This is a genomic window from Nostoc paludosum FACHB-159, assembly GCF_014698835.1.
In the GTDB taxonomy this organism is placed as follows: Bacteria; Cyanobacteriota; Cyanobacteriia; order Cyanobacteriales; family Nostocaceae; genus Nostoc; species Nostoc paludosum.
The window spans coordinates 171,434-186,413 of record NZ_JACJTU010000013.1 but is presented as its reverse complement, the minus strand read 5'-3'; the positions used below and the strand labels follow the sequence as shown (position 1 = coordinate 186,413).

Below are 14,980 nucleotides of genomic sequence, written 5' to 3'. Positions count from 1 at the left end.
TCTAATTGCTGCAATTATAAAGCAACTTACTGGATAATTTTCAGCTTTGCTTACTACTGCTAAGAAAAGCTATTTACCGACTGTAAAGCTATATAGCCAGTCGGTTTTTACTATGAAGAGCAAAAAATAACTGAATTTACTGTAATTAGTCAAGAAACATTTGATTGAAATGTAATGTTTAATGTTTTAATATTTCTGTAACAGACTATTAAGATTTTAACAAATTGTTGATAAAAATGTGATTAAGTTACGTAATTTTACGGTAACAACGCATATTAAATTGTAATATTAATAATGTATGAGCCTCTTTAATTATCAATAAGAACGATAGTAGATAAAAAGTCAGTAGCAATTTTGACTAAAATCTTACCATCAAAAATAGCGTTATCTATCAATACAATTATTTTTATTAAATAAGTAAAAAGTATCTAGATTAACGACTAAGTGCCCCTTGGCAATGAGAAACTATATTGAATTAATTTGCGTCTCTCTATTTGATAGAAAGTAGAAAGCAATGTTCTCTGAGTTCAAAATTTAACTTTTTCTTAAAAAGGAAGCAATGGCATTAGGCAGTAGAATATATATTATCGACTCTATAGCTAATAGTTTATTAAACTGTTTTTTTAAAAAACCTCACCGTTTGTGGTAGTTTTATAATTTAATTAAATAATTGACCAAGCTGTCAATATAGAACTTTTCTGTCAAAGGTCTAGATTGCAAAATTTGCGAATTTATAGATTTGGCAGCTTAACTAAACTTATTAATTTGCCAAGATATCCCGTCTGAAAGCATAGTACTACTGTAGCTAAGAGTCGGTAGCAGAAAATAGTAAATTAAAAATTCCTATTAAGAGGATTTGAACGTGTGGTTAATTATCTTAATTATGCTCCTTCCTAGAGGTGGCGGTCAGAATCAATAAGTGCAGAGTTAGCTGTTTATGAGTGGATTGAGATCAAACATCTAAGTTTTAGTAAAAGCTGTAAAATCTGGCTTTTTGATTCTAATTTTCAAAATTATCTAAACCCATTGGTTTTTAAATATTTAAAAAATTTTGTGCTAAAACGTACTGTTATATCCGTGGGGAGTTTTCTTGGTGAAGGAGCTATATGGTGGAAAATAATAAGCCGTTTTTGTGGCCAGAAGGAATATTAATTGGCTTACTTGCCTTGGGTGGTGTTTTTAGTCTTGGTTTAATGATGCTTCTCAGACCAAATACTTCAGAAGCTCAGATTAGACCAAACATCAACGTCAATAATGTATCTGCAAATACAGGAACTCAGCAGCGCATTGAGAAATTCAAAGGAGCAATGCTGATGAGTTGGCAGCAACAGGCGCAAGTAAAAGGCTTCTCCTACCCAGTACCATCACGTTTTCAAGGCACGATAATTAAAGAGGCAAAACTGACTCAAGCAGAAAAAGTCATTGCTCTTACCTTTGATGATGGCCCTTGGCCTGAAACTACAAAGCAAGTACTAGATATTTTGAAATCAAATAATATTAAAGGGACATTTTTTGTTGTTGGACAAAATCTGAAAAATTATCCAGAATTAGGAAAACAAATTGTAGCTCAAGGTCATGTCATTGCAAATCATACTTGGCATCACTGGTATCACTACTTTAATCAGCAGGCGGCTGCTTTTGAAATCGATCGGACAACAGACTTAATTTATCAGGTTACAGGTGTTAAAACAACTCTGTTTCGGCCTCCTGGTGGTATGATGCACAATGGACTAGTTGGTTATGCCAAAGGACAAAAATATACTGTGGTTATGTGGTCAGCTGACTCCACGGACTATAAACAGCCAGCCGTTCCAAAGTTGATTAATAATGTAATTAAAGATTCCAGACCTGGTGGCATTGTGTTAATGCATGATGGTGGTGGTAACCGTTCTAGAACTGTGCAAGCTTTACCAGAAATTATTAGTAACTTTAGAAAACAAGGCTATCGTTTTGTGACTGTTCCAGAACTGTTAGAAATGGAAGATAAAGATCTAAAGTTGCTTGCTAACAAAAAGTAATAATTATTAATTATTAAGTTATTAGCCAATACTAATTGACTAAAAACTAAAATTATATTTTTTGGTCTAGATGCTAAATGGTAATTTTAAATTGATTTCATTCAAGTTATAAACAGCAGATCCCCGACTTTTTTAAAAAGTCGGGGATTTTACTTGTTTGTCAATGACTACTAGTTACTAAACTGAACTCAGTTGTTTTTTCGGGATCGGCTTCTGGGCTATCAGCTTCAGAAGGCGGAACCAACTGCCAGAATTTCGGCAAAAATTCTTGCCAGTTTTGCAAAATTTTCTTCGCTTTTGGTGAACCAGTTCGTTCTGCATGAGTTTTGATTAACTCTTGCAATTGTTTTGTACCTACTTGGGTAATTACTCGCTGCATTTTGACAATTTCTGGGTTGACTAGCTCAGGGAATGAACCATCTTCATCTAAAAAGTATGCGAGTCCACCAGTCATTCCAGCAGCGACGTTACGTCCTACTTTACCAAGAACGACAATCACACCACCAGTCATATACTCACAGCAGTGATCCCCGGCACCTTCAATAACTGCTACGCCTTTGGAGTTTCTCACAGCAAAGCGCTCTCCTGCTAAACCGTTGGCAAATAACACACCACCAGTGGCACCATAAAGACAGGTATTGCCAACTATAACGTTTTGCGATGAATTATAAGTGGCATCAGATGGAGGCTTGATGATGATTTCACCGCCATGCATTCCTTTGCCTACGTAGTCGTTTGCCTCTCCTTCCAGGGTGAGAATGATGCCTGGGAGGTTGAAAGCCCCAAAGCTTTGTCCAACACTACCTGTGAATTTGAGATTAATTTGTCCTTCAAAGCCGCTATCACCGTACTGGGAAGCGATCGCCCCTGCTAATCTAGTACCTACTGTTCTGTCAGTATTGACTATGGGGAAGGCCTTGGTAACACTAGATTGGTTTTTGATGGCAGCTTGAATGTCGGGATCGGCAAGCAATTTGTCATCCAAAACCACGCCGTTGCTGTGGACTTCTTCATGCACTAACCAGTGACGATTTTCTCTGGTGTCCGGTAGTTGCAGCAAACAGTTGAGATTTAGGGATTGGGTTTTGGTAAGTTTTACTTCTGGGCGCACTTTCAATAAATCTGCACGTCCGATAATTTCTGACAAAGAACGGTAACCGAGTCGTGCTAACAAACTCCGGACTTCTTCGGCAATGAAGTAGAAGAAGTTGACAACTTGTTCTGGAATCCCTGTAAACCGCTTGCGGAGTTCTTCTTTTTGAGAAGCCACTCCCACAGGGCAGTTATTTGTGTGGCAGATACGCGCCATAATGCAGCCTTCAGCAATCATGGCAATGGAGCCGAAACCGAATTCTTCAGCGCCCATCAATGCACCTATTACCACATCCCAACCACTCTTAAGACCGCCATCTACTCGTAAAATCACGCGATCGCGCAAACTATTTTCCATCAAAACGCGATGCACTTCACTTAAACCGAGTTCCCAAGGCGAACCTGCATGTTTAATGGAACTAAGTGGCGATGCACCGGTACCACCATCATGACCAGAAATTTGGATAATATCAGCATTTGCCTTGGCTACACCCGCAGCGATGGTTCCAATACCGACTTCTGCAACTAGCTTCACTGACACTTTTGCTTTCGCGTTAATTTGGTGTAGGTCAAAAATCAGCTGGGCTAAGTCTTCAATGGAATAAATATCATGATGCGGTGGCGGCGAAATCAGCGTTACACCAGGCTTAGAGCGCCTTAACATGGCTATGTATTCGCTCACCTTCGGCCCTGGTAGTTGTCCACCTTCCCCTGGCTTAGCACCTTGGGCAATTTTAATTTCAATTTGTTTGGCGTTGACTAAATACTCTGGGGTGACACCAAAGCGTCCCGATGCAACTTGCTTAATGGCACTATAAGCGCGATCGCCATTTCGCAATCCTTTTAAATGGGGCAAAGTTGGTGAGTGTCCAGATTCATCTACATCATCTAGGACTGTATAGCGCACTGGATCTTCGCCGCCTTCGCCAGAATTAGATTTACCGCCGATGCGGTTCATGGCGATCGCTAAAGTTTCATGTGCTTCTCTTGACAAAGCACCTAAAGACATGCCGCCAGTACAGAAGCGCTGGACAATTTCAGCTACTGATTCTACTTCTTCTAAGGGAATTGGCTCTCGATCGCCTTGGAAGTCAAGCAAATCGCGCAACGCCGTTATCGGTCTGCCTTGGAGGTGCTGTTTGTAAACTTCATAGTGGTCGTAGTTTTTGCCATCTAGAGCTTTATGCAGTGCCTTCACCATTTCTGGGCTATTCATGTGGTACTCGCCCTTAGGACGGTACTGCACAAAGCCCAAGTTTTCTAATTTGTTGGTTGTCAGTTCCGGGAAAGCTTTGCTGTGGAAAGAAAGCACTTCCAAGGCGAGTTCGCTCACACTCAAACCACCAATCCGGGAAGTTGTACCACAAAATCCCAGGTCGATTAAATCCCTACCGATACCGATCGCTTCAAAAATTTGGGCTGCTTGATAGCTGGAGAGTAAAGAAATTCCCATTTTGGAGAGAATTTTCAATAAACCTGACTCTACTGCTTTGCGATAATTTCCTAAAGCTTGGTCTAGAGTGATGCTTGGAATTTTCTCCAAACCCATCAACTTTTGAGTTTTGGGATCTGACCACCAATCACGCACTGTGTCCAAAGCCATATACGGACAGACCGCACCAGCGCCATAGCCAATCAGACAAGCAAAGTGATGAGTACTCCAACATTGGGCAGTATTGGCAATCAGGGATGTTTTCATTCGCAACCCTTCCCGAATCAGGTGGTGATGGACGGCACCGACTGCTAACAGGGGAGGAATGTAAGTGTATTCTGTATCGATCCCCATGTTATTAAGTGAGGCTGAAGGGATCTGGTCGCTTAAGATTAAAATCTTTGCGCCTGCCCGCACTGATTCAGCCGCTTGTGCTTGTAAAGCCTCGACAGCGGCTTTTAATCCTTCTGGGCCGTTAGCGATCGCAAATAAAGTCGATAACTCGGCTGTGGCAAATCCTGACAGCTTAATCGCCTCTAATTCTGTTTCGTTCAACACCGGCGACTCAAGTCTCAATCTCCGAGCATATTCTGGCTTTGGTTCTAATAAGTTACCGCGTTCGCCCAACTCGACTTTCAAGGACATCACCAGCTTTTCCCGTAGGGGATCGATGGCTGGGTTGGTTACCTGAGCAAAGCGCTGTTTGAAGTAGTCATAAAGTAGGTGGGGCTTTTCTGACAATACTGCTAGGGGAATATCATCTCCCATACAGAAAGTTGGTTCTGAACCTGCGATCGCCATTGGTTGAATCACCATTTCCACATCTTCTGTGGTGTAACCAAAAGCAGTTTGAAGCTGAAGTAAGCTTCGTTTGTCAATTGTCAATTGTCCTTGGTCATTTCCATTTCCATTGGCTGATGATGTATGACTAATGACCAATGATTTTAATTCTTGACGGTACTGTTGCAGCCATTTTCCATAGGGATGCTCTTTAGCGATACGCGCCTTTATATCCCAATTTTTTAGCACTTCATGATTTACTAAGTCCACAGCAATCATTTGCCCCGGTCCTAGTCTACCTTTCTCTCTAATCTTGGCTTCTGGGAAGTCCACTACTCCTGCTTCAGAAGCTACAACAATGTAGTCATCTTCGGTAATTACGTAACGGGCTGGTCTTAATCCATTCCGATCTAGCGTCGCCCCAACTTTTTGACCATCACTAAATACTAAAAGTGCTGGGCCGTCCCATGCTTCTTGTAGACCGCTGTAATATTCGTAAAAATCAACAATTTCTGGATATTCATTTAAAGAAGGCTGATTTTTGTAAGCCTCTGGAACCATAATCATTAAAGCTTCCAAAGGGCTGCGTCCCGAACGCACCAGCAATTCCAGCACATTATCTAAAGTAGCTGAGTCGCTGTTGTCAATGTGAACTAATGGCTTGAGTTCGTTGATGCGAGTTTGTTCCAAAGAACCTGCACCCTTACTCCATACTGGATGATTTAGATCGGCCTCACGCGCCATCATCCAGTTGATATTACCCAACAAGGTGTTGATTTCACCATTGTGACCCAAAAGCCGCATTGGTTGAGCTAGCGGCCACTTGGGCATCGTATTAGTGCTGAAGCGACGATGGTAGACAGCAAAGGCACTTTTGTAAAGTGGATTTTTTAAATCTTGATAAAATTCTCCCAATACAGCAGAACGCACCATGCCTTTGTAGACAATTGTCCGGCTTGATAACGAGCAAATATAGAACTCTTCTGAAATATCATTTGCAAGTTTACTAATTCGGCGGCGGGTAAGATACAACTGCCGTTCCAAATCCTCGCCTGTTTTGTCAACAGAAGCTAATAAAACTTGTTCAATTTGGGGTTGATTTTCTCTGGCTTGCACCCCTAATAAACTAGGTTGCACTGGCACCACTCGCCACCCCAGGACAATCAATTTTTCTTCAACAGCTACTTGCTCAACTGCTGCCCTGGCTTTTTGTGCTGCTTCTTTGTCTTGTGGTAAGAATATCATCCCCACCGCTGTATTGTTGGTGGATGAAAATTCCTTTTCAGTTTGGGAAAACTCTTGTTGAAACAACTCCCAGGGAATTGCTGTCAACACTCCTGCACCATCACCAGAGTCTTGGTCAGCACTACAACCTCCCCGATGTTCTAGGCAGGTTAAAGCAGCTAAACCTTTTTCGACAATTTCGTGGCTGGGATGATTTTGTCGATGAGCAATGAAACCTACACCACAGGCATCTCGTTCCTCTACTAACCATCTTTGCCCTTGGCTGGTATTCCTTGAGTCAATATCCGCCGTGATTTTTTGGTCTTGATTCATCGATTTATTATTCATACCATGTACCTGAACTATTGAGTTACCAATTTTGCCACTACTTATGAGAAAAATTTTTCAATTTAGCGATGCAGAAATACATCAACACTGGAAATTTAGGGAAAAAAAATTTTAACTTCGGTTTTACTTTTTAGCTAACCCGTGTTAAAATTTTTACGTAATTTTTATGTATTTATGCTTTTATTAGACAAGCTATTTTAGCCAAGACATTTTTATTGTCCTGACATTTTCTCACTATATATTGTGAAGCTAAGTATTTTCTCAATTCCCTCTTTCCAGATGCACACTAGCTACTTACTTTGGGAGCCTCCTTTGGCTCACCTGATACACAATAATGGAACGCTGCACTAGGTTTGAAAATCAAAACTATCCCGATTGAGCAATAAAATCAGCGTATTACAATATATACCCATTTGACAATTCCCAAAAATTTCTCTTCACCAGTTGCCACCTGTTCCACTAGTATTTACACCCCACTGAAGTAGCAACAGTCGCAACGAACAATGAGGATTGAATATCTTAATCCAGTTTTGATAATTAACACTACCGTGTATAGTGCGATCGCTATTAGTGCCAGTTAGAACACTTGCTTACAGTCCTTTAAGCGGCTCAATTGCTGTTTCTGTTTACAAGAGATAAAAATCCAATATATAGATTATCATATTTCTTCGCAAAAAAACTGATGTTTTTTATATTTGCAAATAATTAGTTAGTTTATACCTTGAGCGATCGTTTTGAAAAATGCCTAGTAAATTATGGTAAAAATGCCGAATTGTTGCCAACAACAATACTCCAGTGTGATGTCGCTGATTGGGAATACCAGGTTGATGCAAGCTACTATCTCACCAATAGTTTTGACAGTGATGTGCTTAGCTACTACCTATGTTAACGCCCAGGAGCTTCTAAAAAATGATAACCAAATACCAAGGTTAACTTCACAGACGCCGAGATCTCCATTACCAGCGGTGCGATCGCCTTCCTTTGGCAATCAAATTTCCCTCAACGGGCGTACCTTGTCAGCAACTTGGTTACAGCGACCTGGAACAGCCAATCAAATCACAACCCATATCAGTGACGGCGCATTCCGGCAATTAATTGGAGTAAATTTTTTAAACAGTAGCAATTGGACTAAGCAACCAATACAGTGGTTCTCTTCGGTTAGCAACCCATTAGTTCTAAACACTACTCTACTAAAGGGATATCGCTATCTAGATATTACTAATTTTGCTCAAACAGCCGGATGGCAAATCCAAGCCAATGGTAATACCTTAGCGATCGCCACCCCAAAAGCCCAAGTAACGAACATTGTTCAAAACCAGCAACCTTCAGACGCCAGTGTTACTCCTTTGCAACCAACTCGAATTCTTGTCGATTTAAATCGTCCAACTCCCTGGCAAGTTGCACAAGGATCGACTGTTAAAACAATTCCCACTTCATCCCCCGATCCAGACACACCACCACCAAAATCTACCACACCACCAAATCGTGAGTGGACGGTTACCCTGGATGCAATAGCCGATCCCGTTTTAATACAACGCTATACTCCCCAGCCACCACCAGTAGCGCCACCAACATCACTGCCAGATCTACTCAAACAATTATCGCCAAGCACACCACCAGTACGAGCCCCAGAACCATTAATTCAAAAAGTAGAAGTGGTGAAGAATCAAACCATTATTCGCTTGAGCGTTCCCTTTGGTTTATCACCCCAAGTTAGTACTGTAGCAGACCCCCATCGCCTAATTATCGACATTCGACCCGATCCTTTAGAAGAGCGAGATATTACTTGGGCGCCAGGATTGCGCTGGCGACAGCATTATATTAGCTTGGGCACAGAACGCTTCCCGGTGGTTTGGTTAGAAGTTAATCCCCGCACAGTTGGGCTAACGTTAAAACCTATGTGGGTTAGTTCTAATACACTTATTGGTACTGCTCCCTTAATTCAAACAGCACAACGCTACTTAGCGGTAGCTGGAATTAACGGTGGTTATTTTAACCGCAATAACAAATTGCCCTTGGGTGCGATTCGCCGAGATGGTCAGTGGTTATCAGGCCCCATTCTCAACCGAGGTGCGATCGCTTGGAATAATTCTGGTCAATTTTACTTCGGTCGCCTCACCTTAGAAGAAACTGCGATCGCTGCAAATAACCAACGCCTACCAATCCTATTTCTCAATAGTGGCTACGTCCAGAGTGGTATTGCTCGTTACACCCCTGCTTGGGGAGCAACTTACACACCTCTAACAGACAATGAAATCATTTTAGTGGTACAAAAAGACCAAATTACTAATCAACTACCAGGCGGCAAAGTTGGTGAGCAGACGATTCCTATTCCCCTGGATGGCTACCTACTAACCTTACGCGCCAGCGCTACTGCTAGTGCCTCACAGTTCCCTATTGGTACCACACTCAGCATTTCCAGTACCACTACTACCGCCGATTTTAATCGTTATCCCCACATTATCGGAGCAGGGCCGCTATTAATTCAAAATCGTCAAATTGTCCTTGATGCTAAAGCCGAGAAATTCAGCAATGCCTTTATTGCAGAAAAAGCTATTCGTAGTGGTATTTGCACAACACCAACAGGGACACTAATGATAACTGCCGTCCATAATCGTGTTGGTGGTTATGGCCCTACATTGGCAGAACACGCCCAATTACTGCAACAAATGGGCTGTGCAAACGCTCTAAATTTAGACGGTGGTAGTTCCACTAGTCTTTATTTAGGAGGACAACTACTTGACCGTTTTCCGAGTACAGCTGCTCGCGTGCATAATGGCATCGGTATTTTCCTGCAAAAATGAGGAATTGGCACTGGAGATTGTGTATTTGAAACAGGGGATTAAGTATTTGGGATTGAAAATAATATTTTTAATTAATTTTAATTAATTAAAATTAATCTTATTCTTTATTCTCTATTCCTCAGCCCCTTGTTTAAAGTTTAGAACAAGCTGCCATTTTGCTTAATGAAGAGTTAGTGTAGACCTAAAAGTTTTAGTCAGTGACTGTTTACACCATAGGGAGTGATTTTGTTATCTTTAGCAAAGTGCAATAAAATTCTGGTTTTTCAGGTTGCAAGATAACACCAGAATTGTTCATCAATATTTTAAGAGTACCCACGGTTTGTTATGTCTTCAAATGAGGTTACTATGGCTCGATACCAAGAAATTACACAGACTGAGGCTCTACACATACCTACAGCTATTAGTTCCAAAAGTATTGCTGCAACTGAGTTACGTCCTTGGGGTGCTTTTACAGTCTTGGAAGAAGGACGCGGATACAAAATCAAGCGGATCGAAGTTAAGCCTGGACATCGCCTAAGTTTACAAATGCATCATCACCGCAGCGAGCACTGGATTGTCGTCTCTGGTACAGCTAGGGTAGTTTGTGGTGAGAAAGAAGTATTATTGAGTAATAATGAGTCAACTTATGTACCTCAATGTACAGCTCATCGTTTAGAGAATCCTGGCGTGATTCCTTTGGTTTTAATTGAAGTGCAAAATGGTGAGTATTTAGGTGAAGACGATATAATTCGCTACCAAGATGATTATGCTCGTACCAAAGATTAGAACCAAAAGAGCGCTATAAAAGCTCTAAATTCAAAACTGAATACATTTTTGTGCAAATTCTCTCTAGTAACTACTGCACACCATAAGTCCTCGCCTCAACTTGGCGGGGACTGAATTATGTTAATCATATAAATATAGTAATATGTAGTAAGAGCGATCGCTCTGTTGGGGAAATATTAAGTGAAGTTAAAATTCATAATCTTCATCTCATAAAGCAAATACGCAGATAGTCCCAACCTCAGAAATAAAATTGCTTGTTAACTGGAGAGACAAATATTTAAAATCACAAGTCCAAAAAATCTTCATTTGTCCTTGGAAGATGAGATTTGGCGGTATAAATTGAGTTTGATGTGATTTGAATTTAAGCGTATTTTTACATAGACTTAAGTCAGGCGCAGCATATGATAGAAAAGCATTGGTCAACCAATCTGTAGAATAAACTATAGATTATTCAGTTGCAAAAACGAATTTCATGATTCATCTGAGTCAAGCAGCCGCGAGTGAAATCGTGCGAATTAAGTCCAAGCAACAGCCAAATGTCTTGTTTCGATTAGCTGTAAAACCAGGTGGCTGTTCCGGTTTTTTTTATGATATGTCCTTCGATGAAGCAATAAAAGTTGGCGATCGCGTTTTTGACTTCGACGAGATTCAAGTAATCGTAGACGCCGAAAGTTTAAATCAACTCAACGGTTTGACAGTAGATTATTCAGAAGACTTGATGGGTGGTGGTTTTCGTTTTCATAATCCCCAAGCGATCGCTACCTGTACTTGTGGTAATTCCTTCTCCATCAGTAATTAGTCATTTACTAAGAACGTAAGGACAAATGACAATTGACATCAACCCCTAAAAAAAGATATAATCAGGATTTGTTAAAACTTAGACCCTAAGCAGCTTTACGCGCTGTAACTCATGCCAACAATACAGCAGCTAATACGTAATGAACGCGAACAAGCGCGTCAGAAAACCAAGTCCCCTGCTCTGAAACAATGTCCCCAACGTCGGGGAGTTTGTACCAGAGTATATACGACCACACCAAAAAAGCCTAACTCAGCTCTCCGCAAAGTAGCAAGAGTAAGACTTACCTCTGGGTTTGAAGTTACAGCTTACATTCCAGGGATTGGTCACAACTTACAAGAACACTCAGTTGTTATGATTCGTGGCGGCCGGGTTAAGGATTTACCAGGCGTGAGATACCACATCATCCGTGGCACCTTAGATACAGCCGGAGTCAAAGACCGCAAGCAAGGTCGTTCCAAATATGGAACAAAACGTCCAAAAGAAGCCAAAAAATAGGATTAGGCGATTAATCGCACTAAAAACGATTAATCGTCTGCCCTAGAAAGGCTCCAAGACAAAAAGCGATCGCCAATGAGTGTTCTTGCAGCAGTGATGAAAACTATTTTATTTGTTTGAAGCAATCAAACAACCTACACCCTACACTCAGCGAGCAAGTGTAGAAATTCTGAGGAAAATACTGTAAAAATAACAGAATTCTCATTCAGACATTAAGGTTTAGAATCTTGTCGCCTTGAGTATTCAGTTGCTCTTAGCAAGTCAAGCAATTTTAGATTTTAGATTTGCGATTTTAGATTTATCGAGTTTCCAAGAGAATGAGATCAACAGACTCTTGATTTTTGATTTGTTCCAACCATAAGGTTAAGGGCATATTAACGAAAATTTTTAATCCAAAATCCAAAATCCAAAATTGGCATCTGTAACGCTCGAAAAAAATTGAGGAAGTCTGAGGGTTGGGTTCCACCGCTTTTAGTTTCCGGTGTCTGATAGCATATAATTTCGTTGCCAAATCCGAATTAAAGGTGAAGTATGTCTCGTCGTGGTGTTATTCAAAGGCGCCCAGTTCCGTCTGACTCAGTATATAACAGTCGCCTTGTGAGCATGATTATCAGGCGGATCATGCGTCATGGCAAGAAATCGCTTGCCGCCAGAATTGTTTATGATGCATTAAAAACCATTGAGGAACGCACTGGCAATAATGCTTTAGAAACTTTTGAAAGAGCGGTGCGGAATGCTACGCCTCTAGTAGAAGTCAAGGCTCGGCGTGTCGGCGGAGCAACTTACCAAGTACCAATGGAAGTGCGTTCGGAACGGGGTACTACCCTAGCACTACGTTGGCTGGTGCAATTTTCTCGCTCTCGACCAGGGCGCACAATGGCAAGCAAACTGGCAAATGAGTTAATGGATGCTGCTAATGAAACCGGAAATGCAATTCGCAAGCGCGAAGAAACGCACCGGATGGCGGAAGCTAACAAAGCATTTGCACATTATCGTTATTAGGTAAAAAATCGATATATCGTATTCCTCAAGCGGTATATCGTGAGATTTACAAAAAAGACGGTTTTCCGTAAAAGTATAGAATCTTAACAAAGAGTAATATACAAGATATCATGAGGCCAAAACTATAGGAGGTAATTGTGGCACGCACGATCCCGCTAGAGAAAGTACGCAACATCGGTATTGCGGCGCATATAGATGCGGGCAAAACAACAACAACAGAGAGAATATTATTTTACTCTGGGATAATTCATAAGATTGGCGAAGTTCATGAAGGAACTGCCGTCACAGACTGGATGGAGCAGGAGCGTGAGCGGGGAATTACCATCACTGCTGCTGCTATTAGTACCAGCTGGAAAGATCATCAAATTAACATTATCGATACTCCGGGTCACGTAGACTTCACAATTGAAGTTGAGCGTTCCATGCGCGTGTTGGATGGTGTAATCGCGGTATTTTGTTCTGTGGGTGGCGTACAACCACAGTCAGAAACAGTTTGGCGACAAGCAGACCGCTACAAAGTACCTCGAATCGCCTTCATCAACAAAATGGATCGCACAGGAGCGAACTTTTATAAAGTTCACGAGCAAATGCGCGATCGGCTGCGGGCAAATGCGATCGCCATTCAACTACCAATTGGTAGCGAAAACGACTTCAAAGGTATTATTGACCTGGTACGGTTGCGTGCCTACATCTATAACAATGACCAAGGAACTGATATCCAAGAAACGGATATCCCCGCCGACTTGCAAAAGCAGGTAGAAGAATACCGTACCAAGCTTATAGAAGCCGTAGCAGAAACCAATGACGATCTGATGACTAAGTACTTCGAGGGTGAAGAACTTACAGAAGACGAAATTCGTACTGCTCTACGTACAGGTACAATTGCGGGTACGATTGTGCCAGTACTTTGTGGCTCGGCATTTAAAAATAAAGGCGTACAGTTAATGCTTGACGCAGTTGTAGATTACCTACCTGCACCAAGTGAAGTTCCGCCAATTCAAGGCATACTGCCGAATGGGGATACTGTTGAGCGGCGGGCTGACGACAACGAACCGTTATCGGCTCTGGCATTCAAGATTATGGCTGACCCTTACGGGCGTCTGACATTTGTTCGCGTTTATTCTGGTGTGCTGAAAAAGGGTAGCTACGTTCTCAACGCTACTAAGAATAAAAAAGAACGGATTTCCCGCTTAGTTCTCATGAAGGCAGATGATCGGCAAGATGTCGAAGAATTGCGTGCGGGTGATTTGGGAGCAGCCCTGGGATTGAAAGATACCTTGACAGGTGACACGATCTGTGATGATGGTTCGCCAGTAATTCTGGAATCTCTATTCATTCCTGAACCTGTAATCTCGGTAGCGGTTGAACCCAAAACCAAGAACGATATGGACAAACTGTCCAAGGCTCTGCAATCTCTCTCAGAAGAAGACCCAACCTTCCGCGTCAGCGTCGACCCAGAAACCAACCAAACCGTAATTGCTGGGATGGGAGAACTACACCTAGAAATTCTGGTAGACCGGATGTTACGCGAATTCAAAGTGGAAGCGAATGTTGGTGCGCCGCAAGTAGCTTACCGCGAAACAATTCGTAAGCATGTAACTAAGGTTGAAGGTAAATTCATCCGCCAAAGCGGTGGTAAAGGTCAATACGGTCACGTTGTGATCGATTTAGAACCAGGAGAACCAGGCAGCGGCTTTGAGTTCGTCTCCAAAATTGTTGGCGGTGTCGTACCTAAAGAGTACATTGGCCCCGCAGAACAAGGAATGAAAGAAAGCTGCGAATCGGGTGTTCTGGCTGGATATCCGTTGATTGATGTCAAAGCCACGCTGGTTGATGGGTCATACCACGATGTAGACTCTTCAGAAATGGCTTTCAAAATTGCTGGCTCAATGGCAATGAAAGAAGCTGTGCTTAAAGCTTCACCAGTACTATTAGAGCCTATGATGAAAGTTGAAGTGGAAGTTCCTGAAGACTTTATGGGGAACGTCATTGGCGACCTCATCTCCCGTCGCGGGCAGATTGAAAGCCAAAGTACTGAACAAGGACTCTCGAAAGTGGCATCTAAAGTTCCACTGGCGACCATGTTCGGCTACGCTACTGATATCCGGTCGAAGACCCAAGGTCGTGGTATCTTCACGATGGAGTTCAGCCACTACGAAGAGGTGCCTCGCAGCGTAGCTGAAACTATCATCGCAAAAAGCAAAGGGAACGCTTAATTAAA

8 protein-coding genes are annotated in these 14,980 nt (G+C 41.9%); 7 read left to right on the top strand and 1 reads right to left on the bottom strand.

The genetic code is table 11. From position 1 onward, the window contains the following. The first annotated feature begins 1,109 nt into the window (after positions 1-1,109). Positions 1,110-2,018: a polysaccharide deacetylase family protein gene (locus tag H6H03_RS15860; RefSeq protein ID WP_190956061.1), complete on the top strand. Its 909-nt coding sequence runs from the start codon at positions 1,110-1,112 to the stop codon at positions 2,016-2,018. A 160-nt stretch (positions 2,019-2,178) separates the two neighbouring features. Here the strand turns inward: H6H03_RS15860 and gltB are convergent, their stop codons facing one another. Further along, complete coding sequence (gltB, locus tag H6H03_RS15855; protein ID WP_190956039.1) at positions 2,179-6,894, bottom strand: glutamate synthase large subunit; 4,716 nt, start codon at positions 6,892-6,894, stop codon at positions 2,179-2,181. A gap of 755 nt (positions 6,895-7,649) precedes the next feature. Between gltB and H6H03_RS15850 the strand changes: the two genes are divergently transcribed. The 6 genes from H6H03_RS15850 (at position 7,650) to fusA (ending at position 14,975) form a co-directional block, all read left to right on the top strand. Then, positions 7,650-9,698, top strand: coding sequence for a phosphodiester glycosidase family protein (locus tag H6H03_RS15850; protein ID WP_190956038.1), 2,049 nt, complete (start codon positions 7,650-7,652; stop codon positions 9,696-9,698). Between the two features lie 345 nt (positions 9,699-10,043). Beyond that, positions 10,044-10,463 (top strand): cupin domain-containing protein, encoded by a 420-nt coding sequence (locus H6H03_RS15845; protein ID WP_190956037.1) that lies wholly within the window; start codon positions 10,044-10,046, stop codon positions 10,461-10,463. A 472-nt stretch (positions 10,464-10,935) separates the two neighbouring features. Then, positions 10,936-11,262: a HesB/IscA family protein gene (locus H6H03_RS15840; protein WP_190956036.1), complete on the top strand. Its 327-nt coding sequence runs from the start codon at positions 10,936-10,938 to the stop codon at positions 11,260-11,262. A gap of 111 nt (positions 11,263-11,373) precedes the next feature. Next, positions 11,374-11,757, top strand: coding sequence for a 30S ribosomal protein S12 (gene rpsL, locus H6H03_RS15835; protein WP_012410236.1), 384 nt, complete (start codon positions 11,374-11,376; stop codon positions 11,755-11,757). Between the two features lie 531 nt (positions 11,758-12,288). Further along, the gene (gene rpsG, locus H6H03_RS15830) at positions 12,289-12,759 is read left to right on the top strand and encodes a 30S ribosomal protein S7 (protein ID WP_073641192.1); all 471 of its coding nucleotides are present in this window, start codon (positions 12,289-12,291) and stop codon (positions 12,757-12,759) included. A 137-nt stretch (positions 12,760-12,896) separates the two neighbouring features. After that, positions 12,897-14,975, top strand: a complete 2,079-nt coding sequence (gene fusA / locus H6H03_RS15825) for an elongation factor G (protein ID WP_190956035.1) — start codon at positions 12,897-12,899, stop codon at positions 14,973-14,975. Positions 14,976-14,980 lie beyond the last annotated feature (5 nt).